Origin of the sequence: Niallia oryzisoli (assembly GCF_036670025.1) — a bacterium.
Lineage (GTDB): Bacteria > Bacillota > Bacilli > Bacillales > Cytobacillaceae > Bacillus_BD > Bacillus_BD oryzisoli.
In genome coordinates this window covers 5,237,730-5,256,678 of the sequence record NZ_CP137640.1, presented here as the reverse complement: position 1 = coordinate 5,256,678, position 18,949 = coordinate 5,237,730, and the positions used below count along the sequence as shown (strand labels likewise).

24 protein-coding genes, 2 pseudogenes and 1 riboswitch are annotated in these 18,949 nt (G+C 37.1%); of the genes and pseudogenes, 17 read left to right on the top strand and 9 right to left on the bottom strand.

What is annotated here, in order from left to right:
• Positions 1-82 precede the first annotated feature (82 nt).
• The 10 genes and pseudogenes from R4Z09_RS26205 (at position 83) to tnpB (ending at position 6,943) form a co-directional block, all read left to right on the top strand.
• Positions 83-451, top strand: a complete 369-nt coding sequence (locus tag R4Z09_RS26205) for a transposase (RefSeq protein ID WP_338449627.1) — start codon at positions 83-85, stop codon at positions 449-451.
• Positions 452-513: 62 nt separating this feature from the next.
• Positions 514-669 carry a hypothetical protein gene (locus R4Z09_RS26200; protein ID WP_338449626.1) on the top strand — a complete coding sequence of 52 codons (156 nt, stop codon included), beginning with the start codon at positions 514-516 and terminating at the stop codon, positions 667-669.
• Between the two features lie 25 nt (positions 670-694).
• Entirely contained in the window at positions 695-895 is a 201-nt protein-coding gene (locus tag R4Z09_RS31200) for a hypothetical protein (protein ID WP_422392220.1), read from the top strand.
• A 564-nt stretch (positions 896-1,459) separates the two neighbouring features.
• On the top strand, positions 1,460-1,771 hold the full coding sequence (locus tag R4Z09_RS26195) for a hypothetical protein (protein WP_338449625.1): 312 nt from the start codon (positions 1,460-1,462) through the stop codon (positions 1,769-1,771).
• The gene (locus R4Z09_RS26190) at positions 1,768-2,838 is read left to right on the top strand and encodes a hypothetical protein (RefSeq protein ID WP_338449624.1); all 1,071 of its coding nucleotides are present in this window, start codon (positions 1,768-1,770) and stop codon (positions 2,836-2,838) included. The genes R4Z09_RS26195 and R4Z09_RS26190 overlap by 4 nt, the downstream gene beginning before the upstream one ends.
• Before the next feature lie 710 nt (positions 2,839-3,548).
• Complete coding sequence (locus tag R4Z09_RS26185; RefSeq protein ID WP_338449623.1) at positions 3,549-4,136, top strand: magnesium chelatase domain-containing protein; 588 nt, start codon at positions 3,549-3,551, stop codon at positions 4,134-4,136.
• Positions 4,031-4,643: pseudogene (locus R4Z09_RS26180) on the top strand (ATP-binding protein). The gene R4Z09_RS26185 and the pseudogene R4Z09_RS26180 overlap by 106 nt, the downstream one beginning before the upstream one ends.
• A gap of 108 nt (positions 4,644-4,751) precedes the next feature.
• On the top strand, positions 4,752-5,024 hold the full coding sequence (locus tag R4Z09_RS26175; protein ID WP_338449621.1) for a hypothetical protein: 273 nt from the start codon (positions 4,752-4,754) through the stop codon (positions 5,022-5,024).
• Positions 5,017-5,571 carry a transposase gene (locus R4Z09_RS26170; protein WP_338449620.1) on the top strand — a complete coding sequence of 185 codons (555 nt, stop codon included), beginning with the start codon at positions 5,017-5,019 and terminating at the stop codon, positions 5,569-5,571. The genes R4Z09_RS26175 and R4Z09_RS26170 overlap by 8 nt, the downstream gene beginning before the upstream one ends.
• Positions 5,572-5,767: 196 nt before the next feature.
• Positions 5,768-6,943, top strand: coding sequence for an IS200/IS605 family element RNA-guided endonuclease TnpB (tnpB, locus tag R4Z09_RS26165; protein ID WP_338449619.1), 1,176 nt, complete (start codon positions 5,768-5,770; stop codon positions 6,941-6,943).
• Positions 6,944-7,256: 313 nt separating this feature from the next.
• On the opposite strand, the gene R4Z09_RS26160 is transcribed toward tnpB, so the two are convergent.
• Entirely contained in the window at positions 7,257-8,258 is a 1,002-nt protein-coding gene (locus R4Z09_RS26160; RefSeq protein WP_338449618.1) for an LLM class flavin-dependent oxidoreductase, read from the bottom strand.
• A 296-nt stretch (positions 8,259-8,554) separates the two neighbouring features.
• Here R4Z09_RS26160 and R4Z09_RS26155 point away from each other — a divergent pair, with 296 nt between their 5' ends.
• Both R4Z09_RS26155 and R4Z09_RS26150 read left to right on the top strand, forming a co-directional pair.
• Complete coding sequence (locus R4Z09_RS26155) at positions 8,555-9,100, top strand: transposase (RefSeq protein WP_338449617.1); 546 nt, start codon at positions 8,555-8,557, stop codon at positions 9,098-9,100.
• A 149-nt stretch (positions 9,101-9,249) separates the two neighbouring features.
• The gene (locus tag R4Z09_RS26150; RefSeq protein WP_338449616.1) at positions 9,250-9,498 is read left to right on the top strand and encodes a hypothetical protein; all 249 of its coding nucleotides are present in this window, start codon (positions 9,250-9,252) and stop codon (positions 9,496-9,498) included.
• A 177-nt stretch (positions 9,499-9,675) separates the two neighbouring features.
• Here the strand turns inward: R4Z09_RS26150 and R4Z09_RS26145 are convergent, their stop codons facing one another.
• The 5 genes from R4Z09_RS26145 to R4Z09_RS26125 all read right to left on the bottom strand — a co-directional run bounded on the left by R4Z09_RS26145 (position 9,676) and on the right by R4Z09_RS26125 (position 12,375).
• Positions 9,676-9,867, bottom strand: coding sequence for a hypothetical protein (locus R4Z09_RS26145; RefSeq protein ID WP_338449615.1), 192 nt, complete (start codon positions 9,865-9,867; stop codon positions 9,676-9,678).
• A 133-nt stretch (positions 9,868-10,000) separates the two neighbouring features.
• Positions 10,001-10,660: a DUF4352 domain-containing protein gene (locus tag R4Z09_RS26140; RefSeq protein WP_338449614.1), complete on the bottom strand. Its 660-nt coding sequence runs from the start codon at positions 10,658-10,660 to the stop codon at positions 10,001-10,003.
• 154 nt (positions 10,661-10,814) lie between these two features.
• Positions 10,815-11,000 (bottom strand): hypothetical protein, encoded by a 186-nt coding sequence (locus tag R4Z09_RS26135; RefSeq protein WP_338449613.1) that lies wholly within the window; start codon positions 10,998-11,000, stop codon positions 10,815-10,817.
• Positions 11,001-11,331: 331 nt separating this feature from the next.
• On the bottom strand, positions 11,332-11,907 hold the full coding sequence (locus R4Z09_RS26130; RefSeq protein ID WP_338449612.1) for a competence protein ComK: 576 nt from the start codon (positions 11,905-11,907) through the stop codon (positions 11,332-11,334).
• Between the two features lie 198 nt (positions 11,908-12,105).
• Positions 12,106-12,375 carry a helix-turn-helix transcriptional regulator gene (locus R4Z09_RS26125; protein WP_338449611.1) on the bottom strand — a complete coding sequence of 90 codons (270 nt, stop codon included), beginning with the start codon at positions 12,373-12,375 and terminating at the stop codon, positions 12,106-12,108.
• Between the two features lie 576 nt (positions 12,376-12,951).
• Here R4Z09_RS26125 and R4Z09_RS26120 point away from each other — a divergent pair.
• Entirely contained in the window at positions 12,952-13,974 is a 1,023-nt protein-coding gene (locus R4Z09_RS26120; protein WP_338449610.1) for a helix-turn-helix domain-containing protein, read from the top strand.
• Between the two features lie 314 nt (positions 13,975-14,288).
• Here the strand turns inward: R4Z09_RS26120 and R4Z09_RS26115 are convergent, their stop codons facing one another.
• Positions 14,289-14,510, bottom strand: a complete 222-nt coding sequence (locus R4Z09_RS26115) for a hypothetical protein (RefSeq protein WP_338449609.1) — start codon at positions 14,508-14,510, stop codon at positions 14,289-14,291.
• A gap of 111 nt (positions 14,511-14,621) precedes the next feature.
• Here R4Z09_RS26115 and R4Z09_RS26110 point away from each other — a divergent pair, with 111 nt between their 5' ends.
• The 3 genes and pseudogenes from R4Z09_RS26110 to R4Z09_RS26100 all read left to right on the top strand — a co-directional run.
• The gene (locus R4Z09_RS26110; RefSeq protein WP_338449608.1) at positions 14,622-14,807 is read left to right on the top strand and encodes a hypothetical protein; all 186 of its coding nucleotides are present in this window, start codon (positions 14,622-14,624) and stop codon (positions 14,805-14,807) included.
• A gap of 57 nt (positions 14,808-14,864) precedes the next feature.
• Positions 14,865-16,217, top strand: coding sequence for an S-layer homology domain-containing protein (locus tag R4Z09_RS26105; RefSeq protein ID WP_338449607.1), 1,353 nt, complete (start codon positions 14,865-14,867; stop codon positions 16,215-16,217).
• Between the two features lie 26 nt (positions 16,218-16,243).
• Positions 16,244-16,348, top strand: a pseudogene (locus tag R4Z09_RS26100) (DUF1292 domain-containing protein); the annotation flags it as partial.
• Positions 16,349-16,629: 281 nt separating this feature from the next.
• On the opposite strand, the gene R4Z09_RS26095 reads toward R4Z09_RS26100, so the two are convergent.
• Entirely contained in the window at positions 16,630-17,553 is a 924-nt protein-coding gene (locus R4Z09_RS26095; protein ID WP_338449606.1) for a LytR family transcriptional regulator, read from the bottom strand.
• A 496-nt stretch (positions 17,554-18,049) separates the two neighbouring features.
• Positions 18,050-18,133, top strand: a riboswitch (cyclic di-GMP riboswitch).
• Positions 18,134-18,162: 29 nt separating this feature from the next.
• Here R4Z09_RS26095 and R4Z09_RS26090 point away from each other — a divergent pair.
• Entirely contained in the window at positions 18,163-18,279 is a 117-nt protein-coding gene (locus R4Z09_RS26090) for an anti-repressor SinI family protein (protein ID WP_338449605.1), read from the top strand.
• A gap of 107 nt (positions 18,280-18,386) precedes the next feature.
• Here R4Z09_RS26090 and R4Z09_RS26085 read toward each other — a convergent pair whose 3' ends face one another.
• A complete protein-coding gene (locus R4Z09_RS26085) occupies positions 18,387-18,935 on the bottom strand; it encodes a hypothetical protein (protein ID WP_338449604.1) in 549 nt (182 codons plus the stop codon).
• Positions 18,936-18,949 lie beyond the last annotated feature (14 nt).

The following is an 18,949-nucleotide window of genomic DNA, read 5'->3' as shown; positions in this document are numbered from 1 at the left end:
ATTTGGCAAGCAATCAATTTAAGACGGGAAGAGCATCTCAAAGCGAAATTAATAGCAGAAAACTTAGCTAGCTGCCTGAAAGATGGTGATTAAGGTGCCGCGTAAAGCGAGAACAAAAAGTAAAACAAGCGTTTACCAAATTATTTGGAGAGGTGCGAATAGACAAGAAATCTTTCATGATTATCAGGATTGGATCCAATTTCTTGATATTCTCAAAAAGTACAAAATAAGATATCAACTGGTTATCTATGCTTGGTGCTTGATGGAAAATCATGTTCATCTGCTGATAAAAGAGGGAAATGAGGATATTTCCATTACCATGAAACGAATTGGAATAAGCTATGCCAAGTATTACAACTGGAGGTACATCACAACAGGCCATCTTTTTCAGGATCGGTTCAAAAGTGAAAATGTTGAAACAATAAGCTATTTACTAACGGTAGTCAGATAGATTCATCAAAATTCGGTCAATGCAGGATTATTCTGCTTAGCGGTGATGTAAGTGGTGGAAGAATGGAAAAGGCAGCGGAATTGTATCATGCTGGATATGCTGGAAAGGTGCTTCTAACCAATGCGAATGCACCGGGCAGTACGATTGAAGATGCTGAATCCTTAGGCATTCCACGTGAAGACCTTTTAACAGAAAGCAAAAGCCACCAGTACATATGAAAATGCCTTATATTCAAAAGACATCGTGTTAGAACATAGATTTGAAACAGCTCTTGTGGTAACAAGTAATTATCATATGAGGAGAACAGACTCAATCACAAGGGACAGTTGGTATGAGAATAAACCATTGTTTGAGCGAGAGTATCGAAAGTTAATTGGCGGTTATTTTTTGTACTGTGATGGGAAGATTACACCTTTGAGGAAGTGGTTTGAGAAAGATAGGTGAAGGCGATTTGGGTTCCTGAACCTGAGATATTTGAATATCCCCCTTTGTTAGGATAGATGTCATATGGGACTTTAGTGTTGTTCGGGTGGTCACAGTGACGGAGCTATAATTGGTTTGGGGATACGGTTAAGTACAGGACTTATTATTGCTTTTGCTTAGCTTTTTTATTTAAGGGAGCCTATCCCTTATTTATAAGCTGAGCTTATTGGATATAATATGACTTTTTTGAATACTGCTGTTTTATGGCATAAATAAATATAGTAAAATGGTAATTAAGTAATCATTAATGTTAAAAAAGAAAATTTTCAATATATTACTTTTCCTATCAAAAGTGAAGGAAGTTGATGTAGGGATTGATGAGTATTTGCAGTAATTTTTGTATATTCATCAATTTTTTATGTAAGTATATAAGGATTCTAGGGAATACGGGATTATTTTGGAAACATTAAAACAACGGTTATCCGTTATAGGGAGTCAGTCTGGAAGTAGGGAGCGATCCACTGCACCAGCGACTAAACTTAATGTACCCTATAAAAATTTTAAAAAGGGGATTATTAATTACATATGTATACTTTAAATTTAAAAAATGTTGACGAGAATGCAGCGGTACAACTCAAAGAAGAACTTAGAAAAGTTGCGGGAGAAGATGTTATGCTGTTCCAAGGTAAGGGTTTTAATGGATTAGAAGAATTAACCCTGTTATTACCAGTAATTGCACCTAGTCTTATCGAAGTTACGGGGAATATAATCATTAACTGGATGAACCGTAATCAAAATCAAAATCGAAGGGTCGAGATAGATATTGATGGCAATATAATTATTGATAATTATAATGCAGAGGATGTTATTAGGATTTTGGAGAGTAGAAAGAAATGAGACTTGAAAGTCGTTTTGAACCGTTTATAAAACTTCACTCTCATAACTTAGAAACATATACATATGATAGTGAGAGACTTGAAGAGTACGAGAGAATCTTTGGAGAAAGTTTTAAAGAAAAGGGATTTCTAGGTGAGACAGAAGACGGTACCAAAGGGATTAGTGTACCGTATAATAAAATCCAGGAAATAAAAATAAAGATGTATGAATCTATATTAGATAGAATATTTCTTTATGGACCAGCTGTTATTGGTCCACATAGACAGAGTTTTAGAATTCGACCAGTTCTTAATTGGAAGGACAACACAAAGGGATATAAAGTAGAAGATAAAGTTATTATACTAGTTGATACAAATACAAAGGCTTTTAACTATCGCATGAATAAACTTTTTCTTTATGGGGAGGAACTAACTAATAAAGAAAAAATACATATGGCTAGTAGTATTTTTTTACATTTTATAGGTTTTATCAAGTCTGAGGAAAATAGTTTTATTTATCAAAAACCAAAGGCGCTAAGGCATCCGAATCTGCATTTTGCCAAACTCCTACAAATTTTTGACGAAATACAGTTAACTTTTATTATAGCACATGAAATCGCACATTATCTAATAGATAACATTCAGGAATATAAGGAAATGCTAGATAATATGACTATACCAAATAGTAACACATTGGTTAATTTAGAAGATAATAAAATACTTGAAGAGGTATTAGCTGATAGTATAGCTTTTGATTTAACAAAAAGAGTTTACCTAAGGTTGGAGGCAGTTGAATTATCGATGGAATTAGTAAGCATGTCTATATTTTTACTTGCTAGATATAATGTTTGTGCTAGGTCAATCTATATGGAAAATAAAGAAGACTATGAACATAGGCTTTGGTTTGCTAGAGATACTATGATTAGGGGAGAAATTAGAAATTTATTCAGAGTAGATAGTGACCCACAATTTATATATAATCTACTAGATGACTTTGTAGAGCCCATACTTCAAACGGCAACTTTATTTTCAAGAATTTGTTACGAAGAGGATAAAAAAGATAAAACTCCACGTATTATTACGGTATAGCCTAAGTGTCTGCACAAACTTTTTCAATAAGTCCCGGTCACTGTGACACCCCGAAATCTTGTTTCACAAGATGTTCCACGAAATGTTTCATTAGAGAGAATGCAAATTAGGGAATGGTGCCTGTGCGTTGCGATCTATAAAGTAGACAATATAATTCAGGATTCACTTAAAGAACTCAGTGCTGACAAGGCCTGAGTTCTTTCTCCTTCTCATCATCCTCGAGTATTTCAGAACCAGGAAGGCTGTCAAGGAGGGCAATTGACAACCTTCCTGGCTTCTGAGAATTGGCTACTAGGATGAGAAGGAGAAAAAGTGGCATTTGCCCTGTTTTAACTCGCTTTCCAATAAATAGCTGGAGTCTTATAATCTAAGAGGCCTTGAATACGTTTATGAACATTGGGTGCCAGGCTCCATCCAGAAATTTGGGAATTATCGCTAGAAAATCTAAAAGGATGCTCTGCGGTGTTAATAAACTCTACAGGGCCTTTTTTCCTTTTATTCACTTCTTACAATTCTATTCAATTCACTTAATGTAATAGAAAAATAGTAGGCTGAAAATAGGTATAAATATCTATTATAATAGCCCAGTGTGTTATATACTAATATTATTGAAAAGGTTTACAATTAACTAAATAGAAAGGGGCTGTGGTGTTGTCAGCAACGGTAATGACGGTCGGTTTGAATGGAATGGATGGCTACCGTGTAAAGAGGTGAATGCGAGGACAGATAAGGAATTATTTGTCATCGTTGGATTGCCGGACGCTTCTGTTAAAGAATTGATAGAGCGGGTTTGGAGTGCATTGTTTGAGAGGAATGCTGATATACATGATAAGAAGATCACTGTGAATTTGTCTCCCCCAGAGTTCAAAAAGACAGGTCCCGGTTATGACGCAGCTATGGTGATTGCGATTTTAAAATCTATCGGGGAACTATCGGTAGAAATTCAAGAAGATCAATGCATCATAGGGGCGATTTCACTAAATGGAGAATTACAACCCTTTGAAGGAATGATCCCTGTTATTACGAATGCCATGAAACTCAGATTTAAACAGATTTATATCCCTCCTATTGACACAAACCTTTTTCCAACCACATTAGAAACAGAACTTATCCCTACCTCCTCAATATCTGCACTAATCTCTCATCTGCAAGGGCAAATGACCTTGGAAATCCCACTCACACCAGTGATTGAATTAAGAGAAGACCAACAACTGAAAAAGGAAGAGCTATCCCAGATAGATTTTCAAGATATTATTGGACATGCGGAAGCAAAAAGAGCTCTGAAATTGCTGCGGTAGGGGGACATCATGTTTTATTAAGCGGTCTTCAAGGATGTGGGAAAAGTATGCTGGCAGAGGCCTATCCATCTATTTCCGAATCTCGGGTCCCAAGAGGCACTAGAATTATACGGAATTTACCAATTAGGCAGAGAGGATGTACTCTCTTTCCACAACCGCCCTATGCGGCATCCCCATCATTCTGCTTCAGGGGTTTCGCTGTTAGGTGGGGGAACGTATCCGAAACCAGGTGAAATATCATTGGCCCACCATGGCATTCTCTTTTTGGATGAAATGGCAGAGTTCTCGAAAAAGACATTGGATATGCTGAGACAGCCATTAGAAAATGGCCGGATTACGATCAGCCGTGCGAAGCAGACCGTAACCTATCCAGCTGAATTCACCTTGATTGCTGCAATGAATCCATGTCCTTGCGGGTACGATGGGTCATCACGACGATATTTCGTTTGTACCCCAAAACAAAAAGCAGCGTACAAACAAAAAATTTCAGGGCCCATCTTAGATTGAATGGACTTTGCCTTGACTTTAAAGAATGTTTCGATAAACGGGGGAAAAGAGAGAGGGGAAAGTTCAAACAGGATAAAGACCCGTGTTTCAAAAGCCAGGGAGCTACAAATGAATCGATATGGAAATCGCCTATTGAATAACCGTGTTTCTTTTCAAAAGATTCAAGATAAATGTCCGATGTCTACCCAGCAAATGGAATATTTACATCAAATCTGCTGGGATAACAAATGGAGCAGTCGCACACAGATCAAAATCATTCGAGTCGCACGTACAATAAGTGATCTTGCATTGGAAGAAAAAATAACAGACCAAGCATTAAAAGAAGCCATCCATTGGAAACTATGTTCCAACTATTTTATGAAGGGAGAAAGAGATGGGTAGAAAAAGAAGGATTTGGATTTCTCACGCCTATCACCATATTTTTGCTAGAGGAAACAACAGGCAGAATATTTTTCATGATGAAATCGATATGATAGAAGTATTTCGCCTATTAGCTATGATTCACTGTGAATATCCTATTTCTGTTTGTGCTTACTGCATCATGACCAATCATTATCATTTACTTTTAAGATCAGAAATGATTTCTATTTCAAAGATCATGAGTATTTTTAATAAACGTTATACGGATTACTATAATCGCAAATATAATCATGTCGGACATGTTTTCCAACAACGCTTTAATAGTTCCCCTATCCTTACTCCTCAGGATCTGCTTCAAGTCAGTAAATATATCCACCGAAATCCAATAAGTACAAAAAAGCCAATGGTCACCAAAATGGAAGATTATCATTTCAGCAGCTATCAATTCTATAAAAGTACACTAACAACCCCATACTCCTACATAAATCTCACGGACCTCCCAAATAGCTTCATGCTGCCAACTGAAAAAACAAACGATCATTATTGTGAATATGTAGAAACGGATTAGTGAATTTTTGGATGGTGCACTATTTCCTTTTATTAAGGCGTTTTATCAATCTCCCGACAGAAGACTCCCACCTCAAGGAACGAGAAGGGCGTAGCCCAGTGAGTAGGTGGGAGATGAATGTCGGTTGGCGATAGCCAAAATCTACCACTTGTGATATAATGGGAACATACATTCTATTTGAGGGGGGTGAAATACAATGCTAGTAAATAAAGCATATAAGTTCCGTATCTTTCCAAATAAAAAACAGATTGAACTGATTAACAAAACAACAGGGTGCTCACGATTTGTGTTTAACTTCTTTTTAGGCAAACAAAAAGTCAAAGATACCTACTGGTATATCTGTGAAGAAATGGTACAAAATGGTCAACTCCCAACAAATAACTGGAAGGGCAAATGTCTAAATAAATACGAAACAGTAAAAGCAATTCCAGAACTTAAAAAGCAATATTCCTTTTTAAAAGAAGTGGACAGTATTGCTTTGCAAAAATCCGTTGAAAATTTAGCTGACTCATATGATCGTTACTACAAAAAACAAAATAAATATCCACGATTTAAATCGAAAAAGAATCCTGTTCAGTCTTATACGACAAAGCATACTAATGGAAATATATCCATTGAAGGCAACTATATCAAGTTACCTAAACTTGGATTAGTTCGTTTTGCAAAAAGCCGTGAAATCAAAGGACGCATTTTAAATGCCACAATTCGACGTAATCCATCGGGTAAATACTTTGTTTCTTTAGGTACAGAAACTGAAGTATCTGAGTTGCCAAAAACTGAATTAGCAATCGGAATAGATGTAGGATTAAAGGATCTTGCCATTCTGTCAGATGGAACGACATACTCCAATCCTAAATTCTTTCGTATATTAGAAGATAAGTTAGCTAAAGCGCAACGAATCATGAGTAGACGAACGATTGGGGGTGCAAATTGGTATAAAGCCAAAAAGAAGGTCGCCCGTATCCATGAGAAAATTAAGGATACAAGAAATGATTACTTACACAAAATATCTACCGAAATAGTCAATAACCACGACATTATCGGTATGGAAGATTTGTCTATAAGTAATATGCTAAAAAATCATCATCTTGCTAAAGCCATTAGTGAAGTGTCTTTGTCACAGTTCAAAACGATGATTGAGTACAAAGCCAAATGGTATGGAAAACAAATCGTAACTGTTGCGAAGAACTTTCCTTCCAGTCAATTATGTTCATGCTGTGGCTATCAAAACAAAGACGTTAAAAATCTTGGTTTGCGTGAATGGAAATGTCCCAAATGCCATAACCAACACGATCGAGATATTAACGCAAGCTTAAATCTTATAAATGAAGCTATAAGACTTCTAACCGTCGGTGCGACGGGGATAGCCTAATCAATAACTAACCGATAGGTTGGTGTTCTTAGGAATCTCCCGCTTCAAACAGACCGTAGGTCGTTAAGCGGTGAGTAGTTCAATCATAGATGTAAATGCTAAATAGGAGCAAAAATATCCTTAAGTACATTTTGTATATCTTGTACAGACTCTGGTTGGGATTGTTCTATAATTCTAGGAGCTAATTCTTTGCCATAATAAACTTCCCCAATCCATATATTTATATTTTCAATAAAAAAACTAAACTGGGAAGTAGGAACGGTACGCTTTCCTACTTACACAGTTTAGTTTACACTCCCATTTTTTTGTTCATTTAAGCGTTTCGAATGATATCCGCTACGATTTCGTAGGATTGTAAGCGAGTTTGATGTTCAAAAATTTGGCTGTTTATAATAATTTCATCTGTTTGTGTTTCTTCCACAAATTTTTCGAGTTTTGTTTTGACTGTCTCTCGGCTGCCTATGATTGAGCCTGCTAATTTTTGCTGTAAAATCGATTTTTCATAACTGCTACATAGGGCATCCATATCATCAACTGGAGGTTGAAGAGGGACTTGCTGATTACGAATAAGTCCAAGATGATGTTGCAGCAAGGAAGTTGATCGTTTTTCTGCTTCTTCATCCGTATCTGCAGCAATAATATTGGTACCAATCATGATATACGGCTCTTGCAAGATTGACGATGGTTTAAAGTTATTGCGATATAAGGCAAGAGCGGGCAATGTATTTTCTGGTGAAAAATGATTCGCAAAGGCAAAGGGAAGACCCAGTTGTGCAGCCAATTGAGCGCTATAACCACTTGAGCCAAGAAGCCAAATTGGTATTTGAAGACCTCTGCCAGGGATGGCATTTACTTTCATATTCTCAGGGCTAAAATAAGCTCTAAGTTCTGCTACTTGATCTGGAAAATCATGTCCATCACTTGTAACGTTGCGACGTAGAGCATATGCCGTAAGCTGATCCGTTCCAGGAGCACGGCCAAGACCTAAGTCGATTCGACCAGGAAATAGCGTTTCTAATGTTCCAAATTGCTCGGCCACTACGAGTGGTGCATGATTAGGCAGCATAATTCCCCCTGAACCCACTCGGATTTTTGATGTATTCGCAGCGATATGGCCAATTAAAATGGAAGTCGCAGAGCTTGCAATTCCTGGCTTATTGTGATGCTCAGCTAACCAATATCTTTTATAGCCCCAATTCTCTGCATGTTGAGCTAAATCTGCCGAATGTTTAAAAGAAGCGTTTGCATCACTTCCTTCAGTAATTGGGACCAAGTCTAGGATTGAATACGCAATATCTTGTAGAGTTTTGTTCATTACTTTTTCAACTTCTTTCTATGATAGTAAATTAATATAACAGCATATGAATAGTTTATCAGTAATTAAGATAGTTTAAAATAACAAGGTATGGTCACAGGGGACCCTCGAAAATTCTTGTTTCACAATAACGTATCACAAAACATAGGGGGCCAGGCACCATCCAAAAATTGTTAGCACGAACCATTTCAGATTTGGCCGGAGAAAAGATGATAACGGACACTTCCATTTGGGAGGCCGTGACATTAAGAAGGATAAGCCAACAAAAACAACAAGTGATCGCGAGGGAATGGTAAATGGCACGTAAGAAAAGAACCTGGGTATTCAATCGATATTACCATATCGTTTGCCGCGGAAATAGAAGGGACCCACTTTTTCTTACTTCAGAGGACTTTAAAGCATTCCTCTACATTTTACAGCTGATACATGAAAAGATCCCCTTCGAATTAGCCTCCTATTGCTTCATGACCAACCACTACCATCTTCTATTACGTTCAAAGGAAGTCCCAATTTCAAAAGTGATGGGCTTAATCAATAAACGTTATTCCGACTACTATAATACAAAATACTGTTTCTGTTTAACCGGCCATGTCTTTGAGAAACGGTACTACGACAAAATCATCGAGGACAAAGAAGGAATGCTCGAAGTCAGCCGCTATATTCACCTGAACCCAGTCGAAGCAATAATGGTCAAGCAGCCCGAACATTACCCATGGAGCAGCTATCATTTGTACAAAAATCCGGATTCTGTTCCGCCAGTGTTTGTCAATCTGAATAGTATTCTTGATTATTATGAAGGGACGGAGGTTGAGAAGAGGAGGAAGTATTGTCAGAGGGCATAATCAACGAAAGAGAATAACAAACTGTAAAACATAATTGTGAAACGAGATTATTCGGGGAGTGCCTGGCACTAGGGCCATTGAGTTGCTTGACATTTCATTCATAACAGCTTTTGATGTAACTATACACCAAAATAAGGAAGGGATAAGGGATGTATGAAAAACAAAATCACGTTTTAAATGTAATTGATTTCAAAACAACTCAACACAATACTATTTTTGTGAAAGTGGCAGGATATGATGCTATTTTAGGGAAAGAGTTTGAGGGTGAAGTAAAATTTGTAAGTGGTATGCCATTTGGAGATTTAATTCATCATCAAAGGTCTTCCTTATCTCCTGATAGTAGACAATTTGTTCGAGAAAATTTATTGAAAAGATATAATGCAGGCGAATTTAACTAATGATCTAAGCAACAAAACAATTCCAAGAGAAATGAATGAACATCAAAAAATTTTGTTTGGCGATTATTTAACTTTCTTAACAAACAAAATCCTTATTACCAAGAAGAGAAGAAAAGTATACTGGAAACATTAAAAGAGTGGTTGAGAACCGGACAAGTGGGGTAAATCCCCACTTGTTTATTTGATATTTTCGATAAAAGCATATAAACATTCTTCTGATGGAATCACGTTCGTTTCGTTATATTCATATATATCCATGTCACCAGCTCCATGTATTTTTGCAACAGCATAAAAACGAGCATGATTCCAATTTAAAGGCGTTAAGCCAATATCTTTTATTCTAGGTTTAAGATAAAAATGACTAACCAACCTCTTCTTTTCGTAAAGCACGTATCGGTTTAAAAAACACCCCTTCATAAATAAAATTTTCTATGGTATATCCTTCCTTTGTTTTTATAAAAAAACAAAAGGAGCGGAATTCCTCCGCTCCTTTCATTTATCCTTATTTAATTTGAACTTTTTGATCATTGATTTGAATAAACCATTTACCTGAAGCAAAGGATTCTTGTGAAATTTCATATACATCCGTTCCTGTTACGGTGATTCCAGGGTTTAAATCAGACAAAATTTTAGAATTATCAATTCCTGTTTCAGCTGCATAAGCTCCACTAGCGTCCACATCTGAATCATATTCTGTTCCTTTTTCATCAAGCAGATTTATAGATGGTTGACTAAACATTCCCATTGGCTCATCTGATACATTTTTAAGCGTATATTGAACCGCAACTAGTACAGCTCCCTGTGATGCTTCTTTACCAAGAAAATCCGGATCACCAATGACACTTCGTTCTTCTACTTTCGTAACAGTTACTTCCGCTTTATCAGTTGGTACAACTTCATTTAAAGCGTAAACTTTTTCAGCTGGCGCTTCTTTCTTTTTCGCTTGTTCTGTTGTATTTTTATCATTCGTGTCTGTTGCGGTATCCTCTCCGCCTCCGCCAATACTGCTAATAATGCCAATCAATATAAAAAATCCAATAAATGATAAGATTTTATGACGCATAAACCAATTTCGTTGATCCTTTCCACAATGTGGACATTTCTTAACGCCTTTTGCGATTTCTTTTCCACATGCTTTACACGATACTAATTGACCTGCCATGATTATTTCCTCCCTATTACAAAAATATTTTTTCTATTACTATCTCACTATAAAATTACTAAAAATGCGTTGTTTTTATTTACCATCTAATTCTTTTTGCCTATAAAATAAAAAAGATACTCCCCAAAATAAGAGGAATATCTTTTTTGTTTTCTTATTGAGAAGTCACAGTGCGATTTTTCACGTCAATAATGATGCCTCTTTTTTTAGAATTTGCTTTTTGAACTTTATCCTTTAGTGTAGTTGGTCCCAACCAAAGGGCAAAAGCGATAAAAGCTAATACAATTGGAGCGAATGCTCCTCTAGAAACGGCTAGTATCGCAGCTAAACCTCCTACCACCGCAGGCCCACCTTCTCTTGGGAATAGTGTCACTCCCCGAGAAATCTTGTTTCACAAGTAAACGCCGGGACGGTTCGTGCCCCCGAGAAAGGTACGCAAGCACTCCCTGAAAAATCCTGTTTCACAAATGTTCCTGGTAGTATTTTCAGAGAATAGCATTAATTTTCGACTACCTGCTAACTATCTGGAACTTTAAAATCTATTTTCCATATATGAAACTTCACTAATTTGTATCAATAGTAGATAGTGCCATTATAAGATGCAAGCTGTTACCATAACGAAAACGATGACTGTGTGATGGATTCGTGATAATACCACTAAAAATTCCCCCTTATTCCTTCACTTTTTCTTCTTTTGATTTTGTCGTATAGTTCACTTGGCCGGGTTCTTTTACTAATTGGATTCCTTTGGTTCTATCATATAAGAAGGTCATAGTTTTGGTCATTTTCGAACGTTCTAACAGGACTGAATGTAAGAAAAGAGCTTGGTTTCGTCTGGTTTGAAGAACATCTACTTTCATGTCAACGGTTAGAGAATAATGGTCAAACGTATGAATGATAGTTTTGGATAGGTTATAAGGATCTGGTTCTATGTCGTGAATATGAGAACTGATCATCCAAACAATTCCGGAGTAACTACTGGAACGGCAGCGGATGAGGAATATATTATGTTGAGTTGATAATCCAATTGGAACTTTATATTTCCCTTTCAAAATTAATCGAGCGGATTCGATCGCTCCCTCCAGATTAGATCCAAGATGAAGGAAAGTGGCCTTCACAATGTCATCAGGGGATTGGCGGACAATAAAAGACTCCATCCCCTCAATGACTAATGTATATTCGTATCCATTAGAAAAGTGAGAAATAAGTGCAGATGTGTGAAGATTAATGAGGTAGCTCTCGATCATGATGTTCCTCCAGTTTTTATTTTATGTAAGGATTGTAATAGATCTATCGAACGGGGGAGACATGAGATATATGTTGTTGTTCACCTCCTATTGATTGGTGATGGGTCACTTAATGTTAACGTTTTCACAATTATAAAAAGAAAAGGGTGACCAAATGAAATAGAAATGAGTTATTCTTTTGATCACCGTATGTAGCATCTAGTATTCTTCTTCTATTTTGTTCTGATAATCTAGTAAATTTGTTTTTTTCTCTATTTCCTGGAACAGCTCAGATGGTTTCATTTGATAAGCAAAAGCTAATTTGATAAAAGAATCGAGGGTAGGCCGGTTTACGTCTCTTTCTATATCACTAATGGTTGTACGATTAAGGCCACTTCTATGAGCCAGCTCTTCCTGATTCATGTGATTCCTTCTTCTTACATCCTCAAAAACAAGTCCCATTCTAATCGACGGATAATCAATCTCCAAAAGAAATATCTCCTTTTAAAGATAATTACATACTAAGACCCAGAAACTCACCACCGTTCTTGAACGTCAAATGTTGGTCTAAGGCAAAAAACGAGATGCGGGTTCTCATGCTTCCTTTTTTGGGTGTGTTTGATGGCGAGGCGTAGGTCTGGTCACTGAGTCTTTGTGGACTTTCAATCTATAAAAAAGCTCAGTGGAGATGGAAGTACCTCTGCGGCTTTTTTGATAGAGCACGACTGGAGGGAAAGGGCAAATGGTAAGGACGTGGCTCTTGGGTTAGACAGAGTCGGGACAATCGAGCCCTAAATCCCCACGGACAGCAGTGTCATTAATTTTGAACGTCTTTTGTGATTTCTAATAAAAAGTGCAGATTCGGGGTGAATTGATATGAATTCACCCTGAAATTTATATGAATTCACCCTGAATTTGATCATTTTGAAGGTGAATTTGCGTTTTTTGTAAAGTGTACAAGCCGACTCGAATTTTATACATTGGAGTTTGAAAGGGGAAAGTGTACTCCCAGGGGGGCTTCCTTTTTCAAAAGAGAGCAGCATGAATTCCAGGAGGAATGGACACATGGAGAAGCTGAATTATGAAACAATCAAACACTATCAATCTTTTGTTACGGTCGAAGAAATGGACAAGGCAGTTCGCGGGTTTTTATATAAATTCAAGTCCTCTCTATCGGATGGAGCGGTAAAGGTCTTGCATTTTCTTTGGACCTATTCGGTGAAGGTGGTTGGGGTGTCGTTTGCTAAGTATGACACGATGGCAGAAGCTGTTGGGTTGAGCCGGAGGACTGTTATTCGTGCGGTGAATACGTTAGAGGAGCTTGGTTTTATTAAGAAAATCCCGACAGCAAGGATGAATGGGAAGCAGGGTGTGAATCTGTTTGTGATTCAGTCTTTTGAGACAATTGATTCATTATTGGACCAGGTGTCACTCCAAGTTGTCACTCGTCCTGTCACTCCTAATAAAGCTGAGAATAAACAGTGTTCACTCCGTGTGATTAAAAAACAAAACCGTATTGTCGTAAGGGAGACGGAGGTTGAAGAGTTAGTTGGTAATATGGATGTTGAGGAGGTTTGTGGTTCAGCTGCAGGTTGTGGAGAAACGGTGGAACGGGAGCTTTGTAGGGGATCTAAACAAACGTTTGATTTAAAGCAGGGGGAAGAGCAGCAGCATAGTGCAAGGGAAAAGCTTAGAGAAGATCAGACATTAGGGGCTAATCCAAGTATAGTGTGTCAATCAGGTGTTCAGTTGAAATCCGATGAATGGCATCAGTTCGATCCAAGCTTTTTGCCAGAGTATGTAAATAGGGAATTTGTTAAAGCGGCTTGGCCATTTTTTAATGCAGGGGATATTTATAAGCTTTGGGGTAGGATTGAGTTGGCCTATAGGAAGGTGAAGTTGGAGGCACATTTGGATGATGTGATGGATGTAGTCCTTGAGGACTTTAAGCAGGTTGTTTTTTTGTATAGGGCAGGGAAAGTGCGTACTTCGTTTGAGGGGTATTTTTATAGTGTGCTTTATCGGAGTTTGTGGGGGGTGAAGGTTAGGGAGTGTGAGCAGCAATGGTATGAGCGGGTGATTTTGTAGTTGGGTGGGGGTGGTTGTTTTAGTTATTTTTGAGATGGGCAATATGATGAAAAAAGCAGTAACAGGAAACTTAAAAATCCCGGCTGCTATATGGCCGGGACCTTCTTTATTTCTGTACTAGACCTCTAAAAAGGGTACCAGCAATCAGTTTACTGCCATTTTATTGAAGTTCTTCGATAGAAACATTGGATTTCAAAAAAAATCTCTTTTTATTAATTAAATTTTTAAACTAAAAATGATGACTTTTTCAGCAGTCTCGGACGGGACGGTTCAGATGTTTCATAGTGGAATTGTCCCCATGATTACTATACTCCTTATTTTGCATCCCAAAACGGTGTTTTAGCTGCAGCATAAATTTCAAGATAACCACATTTTTCACAAAAATAAACCACAGCTGGGATTCCAGATTCGGGAAGAAATTGGATCCCGCCAGTATCTTCCTTTTCCAATTTTGTAATAGCATTAAATCCATCATTTCTTAGCATAAGAGAATTAGGATGATTAATACAGACAACTCCTTTATTTTTTAATGGCATAGTTAAGACCTTCCTTTCGTTTTATAAACCAATTTCTTGCATATGGATACAGTATATTCTTAACATTTGCCATTGTTACTAATATACTACCAACCAAGGAACGTTGCCTCTTTGAAGAATGGAAAAGGCAGCAGAATTGTATCACGTTGGATGCTGGATTACGTCACAGTCACCGCCGAAAATTCCTATAAATATCGTTCAACATTAGTATACGGTCAGTATTTGAAAGGGAAAGACGAGGATTTGGTTGATATTTCCAAAGGATTGAATGATAGTTTAAGACAATTAATTGTATAATTGGTTTTGAGCATAGTATAAAAGGGTGCACTAATTGAATTCCAGGAGGAGGATATTTTGCTGAAATTGATTCGTTTGGCAGCGTTTGTAGTAGTAATGTTTCTATTAGCACCATCGGCAGGACTTGCGGCAGGGTTTTATGATGTTTCAAAGGCATACACATTCTATGACGAGATTGAGTTTCTTACCTCAAAACAGATCATTACAGGATATTCTGATGGAAGCTTCAAACCAGAGGCCTCAGTTACACGGGCAGAGGCAGCGATTATGATTGGACGCGCTCTTGGGTTAAACGGCGACCCGCAGGATACTCGCTTCAGCGATGTGACCGCCAATGTCACTGGCTCTGGCTATATTGCAAAAGCAGTTGAAAGGGGCATTATTTCTGGTTTCCCGGATAACACCTATCGCCCTTATCAACCTGTTACCCGTGCACAGATGGCCATTTTTTTGGACAAAGCGTTTACCTTAAAGAACGCCAATCCTGATAACATTTTTACAGATATCTCGGAAAATATGATTGCCTATCCATCAATCTTAAATGCATATGCAAACGGAATTGTAAATGGATTTAGCGATGCTACCTATAAACCAGACTATAGTGTAGTTCGCGGTCACTTTTCTGCCTTTTTGGCCCGTGCATTAGAGCCGTCTTTTAGAAGCAATCCGGGATTCGCGGTTGAATCGGTATCAGGCTGGGATCAAGAGGCCGAGGTGACAGAGGTTGACATTGACCATGAATGGATAATGAGGTTGAACTATGAACTTGACGAATATGGCTTAAAGAATCTCTACGATTATATTTATGTAGTTCGCGAGGGTGATAGTCAACCAGAAATACTTGAGCCGCTTGTTTATGATAATTTAAAAGTTGTTAATCTTCCATTATGGAATCTATATGATTTTGACGAAACTTATACTCTATTTATTAAAGAAGGTCTTACCTCAAAAACAGGAAAGCCATTAGCAGAGCCTGTTGCCATTAAATTCCATACCAATAAACCGGATTTTTCTGTGAAACAGTCGGTCGAGAAGGATGGCGTACAATTTGATATTATTGCAGATCCATCAGATGAGAAAGTGTATGTAAAAGTAAAAGCCACCAATAAGAGCAGCCAACCCATCCCATATATAAGCGGTTCTGGATGCGATCCGGGACTGGATGCAGCGCTAGTTACTGAAACAGCGGATGGCCCAGTCAAAGTAGGAGGAAAATGGTCCACGGCAGCTAATTGTTCTCTTGCTATTCGAGAGCTAACCCTTCAACCTGGAGAATCCATCGAAATCGTAGAGGTCCTATACCCTCCTACACAACCATTCGATGAGGAAATCTATTTAAAAACAGTACTTCCAACAGGAACAATGGAAAATCCAAAAAAACCAATAGAAGTTTCCGTTCCATTGCAATAAAAGGGTGTCAAACACCATCCACTGTTTTGAAAGTAGACTTGGATGGTGACTTCACAGCGATAGACAGTGACAAAGAATTCGATAAAGTCTCCGCAGCTTTTGAAGAAATTATGGATGAAGAAGAAGAATAGATTTACGATGAATAAAATTTTTTTAATAGGCGCCTAATCAGCGCCTATTTATATGGGTTGAACCGCCGTATACGGAACCGTACGTACGGTGGTGTGAGAGGTCGACTAGCCAACTAGTGGCTAGTCATCTACTCGATTTCTTCCTTTCTTGTAATAATACAATCCCGTACTCCTACATATACCTCATCTTTTGAACAAAAAATTTTACCATAAAAAAATTACACCTCCGATAGTTAGTTGTATCTAACAATCGGGGTGCAGTTTTTTGCCTTCTAATTTAATTATAATCCTAATTGTGTTTTTAATTCACTTTGTACTCTCTGTTGTTCAGTATCAGATACGATAAGGTAATATATATCGTTTATCTTAGTACCAGATCCAGTAATCGTCATTTGTTCTACATTTTTTGCAGCATCTTTATAATGCTTTTGAATATCAACCATTTCATCAAAGGTCATATTGGTTTTCACATTTTTTCCAAGGGCAGTAAATATATCATTATAATTGGTTAATGTAGAAAGACTTGCGCCTTCAACTAACACGGCTTGAATGATTTGACGCTGTCTTAATTGGCGGCCAAAATCTCCTCTAGGGTCATCATAGCGCATCCTCGAATATTTAAGAGCTTTTTCACCATTTAGATTGATCGGTCCTTTTGTAAAATGAACACCTTCATACGTAAAGTCTAAATCATTATTTACAGTTACCCCGCCAACAGCATCAACGATGTCCTTGAAACCTTCCATATTAATTTGCATATAGTAATCAATTGGAATATCTAAGAAATTTTCAACCGTATCGATAGACATTTCAACTCCGCCAAATGCATAGGCATGATTCATTTTATCCGTTGTCCCATGTCCGATAATTTCCGTTCTTGTATCACGTGGGATACTAAGCATCTTCACTGAATTATTTTCAGGATTAACGGTTAACACAATCATGGTGTCCGAACGGCCTCTATCACCAGAACGCTCATCCACTCCTAACATTAGAATAGAAAAAGGTTCCTTTTTAGTTAAAGTGAGCTCTTCTGCTCTTTTTTTCGATTTTTCTCTATCAATTGGCTGGTGCATCGTGTCAACAGCACTCGTTAATGATTGATAAATCGAAAATGCATAAGCCCCTCCACCAATAACAACTAAAGCTAGTATAATACCAATAGTTTTCAGCCACTTTTTACTTTGCTTTTTTTCAGTTCGCATGTTTGTTCCCCTTCTGCATTTGAAGTAAAAATTCAATGATATTATTATAGTTGATACTATTATAGAAAAATAGTACTAATTAATTGGTATTTTAGGTAGGTGTTATTAAGGGTATTTAACAATAAACATTAATAGAGCGGGACTAATATACTAAATCTTTCTTCCTTTAGAATGGTGTAATCAGCAGTATTAAATATTCATACAACTGTTGTAGTGGAACTGTCCTAGTCTTTTTTGAGATAGTTTCTTTTATTACATAAAAAAAGCTGATAGGAAATGACTACTTTCTATCAGCATTTACTTACACCAGATAGCTATTCCCACAAGAGTTCTGAGTGCTGGTCTTTGAAACATCCCAATTTAAATCCTCTATTATTTCATTTTATGTCGAGTTTTGTCTTAATTTTTGGAATTATTGTATCATTTTGTGTTGGATATTCATGGTACTATTTACATAGTTAACAATATTAGCATAGTGTTTATTATATAAGCTTTAATTAGAAAAGGGCAAACCTCTCGAAAGATTGGGACGCAAAGCTACAGGTCTAAGGTGTGATACTATGATGGCTGAGTTGCCTAAAATAGATCATATTTTAGGAGGCAATATAGGTGGTTTCTTTAGAAAACGGGCAAGTACTTGATCAAGAATGGCTGGAACTTATTAAGGAAGCTCAGGATCTAGGATTATCAATTGAAGAAGTTAGAGATTTTTTACTAAATGGTTAGAACATTACACGTTAGAACCAATCTTTAGGTAACATTATAAAATTTAAATAAAGGGTAGGAAGGCAAAAGAGCATACTCTTTTGCCTTCCTACCCTTTATTCATTTAATTAGACTGCCAGTGCATATTTATTTAGTGCCTTTTGTCCAAAAACAGTTTCCTCTAATGCCTTTACTTCTAACAAGATAGGAAAATAGTTCCTGTCCGAATTCATTTTCCCTTCTAATTTAATAAGAGGCAAGTTAAATCTCGTAGTTAAAACATGAAAAAGTTCTGGATTAATTAAAGCAATCATATAGTCATATCGTCTTTCTGTAATGATATAAGCAGTAAAAAACTGAAAAACCTCTAACAATCTCTTAATTGATCCTTGTTGTGTTTTTGCTATAACCAACTTTTCAAGCTCTACTACTCTTTTATTTTTTAGAATAGGGAAGTGATGAAACGGAAATGCTTCATTGACTGGAGAACAGTCAAAATAATATGGATTTAACTCGAAGCAACCAAATTTTTCACTAGTATTAGTGTATACAATAAATCTTTCAATTCCTTTTGTTATGTATGATTCTAACTCATAACCACTTTCAATCCACACAGGCAGCCATATGTTACAATAACTTTCTAGGTCCTTGTGTGATTGAACTTTTACAAATTTCACATGATCATCCCTTT

What these genes read in the sequence shown, in the direction of transcription:
- R4Z09_RS26205 (WP_338449627.1), top strand. Translation starts at nt 83, where the DNA reads ATGGTGATTAAGGTGCCGCGTAAAGCGAGAACAAAAAGTAAAACAAGC.
- R4Z09_RS26200 (WP_338449626.1), top strand. Translation starts at nt 514, where the DNA reads ATGGAAAAGGCAGCGGAATTGTATCATGCTGGATATGCTGGAAAGGTG.
- R4Z09_RS26195 (WP_338449625.1), top strand. Translation starts at nt 1,460, where the DNA reads ATGTATACTTTAAATTTAAAAAATGTTGACGAGAATGCAGCGGTACAA.
- R4Z09_RS26190 (WP_338449624.1), top strand. Translation starts at nt 1,768, where the DNA reads ATGAGACTTGAAAGTCGTTTTGAACCGTTTATAAAACTTCACTCTCAT.
- R4Z09_RS26175 (WP_338449621.1), top strand. Translation starts at nt 4,752, where the DNA reads ATGAATCGATATGGAAATCGCCTATTGAATAACCGTGTTTCTTTTCAA.
- R4Z09_RS26170 (WP_338449620.1), top strand. Translation starts at nt 5,017, where the DNA reads ATGGGTAGAAAAAGAAGGATTTGGATTTCTCACGCCTATCACCATATT.
- tnpB (WP_338449619.1), top strand. Translation starts at nt 5,768, where the DNA reads ATGCTAGTAAATAAAGCATATAAGTTCCGTATCTTTCCAAATAAAAAA.
- R4Z09_RS26160 (WP_338449618.1), bottom strand. Translation starts at nt 8,258, where the DNA reads ATGAACAAAACTCTACAAGATATTGCGTATTCAATCCTAGACTTGGTC.
- R4Z09_RS26155 (WP_338449617.1), top strand. Translation starts at nt 8,555, where the DNA reads ATGGCACGTAAGAAAAGAACCTGGGTATTCAATCGATATTACCATATC.
- R4Z09_RS26150 (WP_338449616.1), top strand. Translation starts at nt 9,250, where the DNA reads ATGTATGAAAAACAAAATCACGTTTTAAATGTAATTGATTTCAAAACA.
- R4Z09_RS26140 (WP_338449614.1), bottom strand. Translation starts at nt 10,660, where the DNA reads ATGGCAGGTCAATTAGTATCGTGTAAAGCATGTGGAAAAGAAATCGCA.
- R4Z09_RS26130 (WP_338449612.1), bottom strand. Translation starts at nt 11,907, where the DNA reads ATGATCGAGAGCTACCTCATTAATCTTCACACATCTGCACTTATTTCT.
- R4Z09_RS26120 (WP_338449610.1), top strand. Translation starts at nt 12,952, where the DNA reads ATGGAGAAGCTGAATTATGAAACAATCAAACACTATCAATCTTTTGTT.
- R4Z09_RS26115 (WP_338449609.1), bottom strand. Translation starts at nt 14,510, where the DNA reads ATGCCATTAAAAAATAAAGGAGTTGTCTGTATTAATCATCCTAATTCT.
- R4Z09_RS26095 (WP_338449606.1), bottom strand. Translation starts at nt 17,553, where the DNA reads ATGCGAACTGAAAAAAAGCAAAGTAAAAAGTGGCTGAAAACTATTGGT.